Below are 1,066 nucleotides of genomic sequence, written 5' to 3'. Positions count from 1 at the left end.
TATGTGCTGGCTGAGCTTGCAGGACATTTTGACCGGCGGAGGCTCGTCTTCTTCTATCCACTTGCGCATACGTTCCTGCTCAAGTAAAAGGTCTTTTCGCTTTTGCTCTGTGAGGAGATCGTCGGCTTTCTTTTGTTTCTCGACCTCATTCGCCCCATTCTTTGTATCGTTTATATTTGCAGTATCAGTATCTGCAGCATCAGTATCTTGAGTTTTAGCTTTGTGGTTTTCCATAGCGTTTACCTCACAAAAACGTATCTCTTGAGATTTCTAAGGAAGTTTTCAAATTCGAAACCTCTGAGCAAAATATCTCCAGTTGTTATTATACAAAAAACGCGGTCTTCTGTGGTTATTTGCAAGCGGATTGATGACGGCTGCTTGCAACTTCTCGCTGGATTCAAGCAAAGATATGCACGGTTTGCCCATAACTGATAGAATATAGTTCTAATTACCCCCGCCCGTGCGATGTACTTGAGATGAAAAGGGGTTGCTATGTTAGGACGCACGCATGAAGTTGCGGCTGTCGGGGCGGTTGCTTCGGCGGCTATACTTTTTCCTGTAAAAGACATGACATTTGAGACCGCGACGCTATCGTTGCTGACGGCGCTTGTCGGGGGCCTTACCCCCGACATCGATAAGCAGGGCAGTACGATTTGGGATAAGATGCCGGCCGGCGGGTGTTTGTCGCGGATCGTGCATCCGGTGTTTATCGGGGGTCATCGCCACATTACGCACTCGTTTCTTGGGATGTTTTTGTTTGGCATCGGTATGAGGGCGCTTCTTACGGTGCTGCCGTTTGGGCCGGGCATCGACGGTAATATCCTATTCTTAAGCTTTATGATCGCATTCGGCTCGCACTTGTTTACGGATATGCTGACCAAGGAAGGCGTTCCGCTCTTCTTCCCCCTCCCGTTTCATATAGGTCTTCCCCCATTCGAGTTCTTGCGCCTGCAAACGAACGGGATGGTTGAGAAGCTTCTCATTACACCGGGGATAATCGCAGTAGTGGTCGTGCTTGGCTACCTGTATCCGGATAACGCGCACGCTTTGTTAAGCATCCTCGGGA

Annotated in this window: 2 protein-coding genes; one reads left to right on the top strand and one right to left on the bottom strand. The window is 49.0% G+C overall.

The annotated features are described in order from the left end of the window. Positions 1–234: hypothetical protein (locus tag COY37_RS11000; RefSeq protein WP_286977579.1), on the bottom strand; the 234-nt coding region annotated here is incomplete at its 3' end. Between the two features lie 258 nt (positions 235–492). Here COY37_RS11000 and COY37_RS10995 point away from each other — a divergent pair. Further along, a partial coding sequence (locus tag COY37_RS10995; protein ID WP_286977578.1) for a metal-dependent hydrolase occupies positions 493–1,066 on the top strand: 574 nt, incomplete at its 3' end.

Source organism: Candidatus Aquicultor secundus, from assembly GCF_002791875.1.
GTDB classification, from domain to species: Bacteria; Actinomycetota; Aquicultoria; order Aquicultorales; family Aquicultoraceae; genus Aquicultor_A; species Aquicultor_A secundus.
The sequence above is the reverse complement of the archived record's forward strand: the minus strand, read 5'-3'. Positions and strand labels throughout refer to the sequence as shown.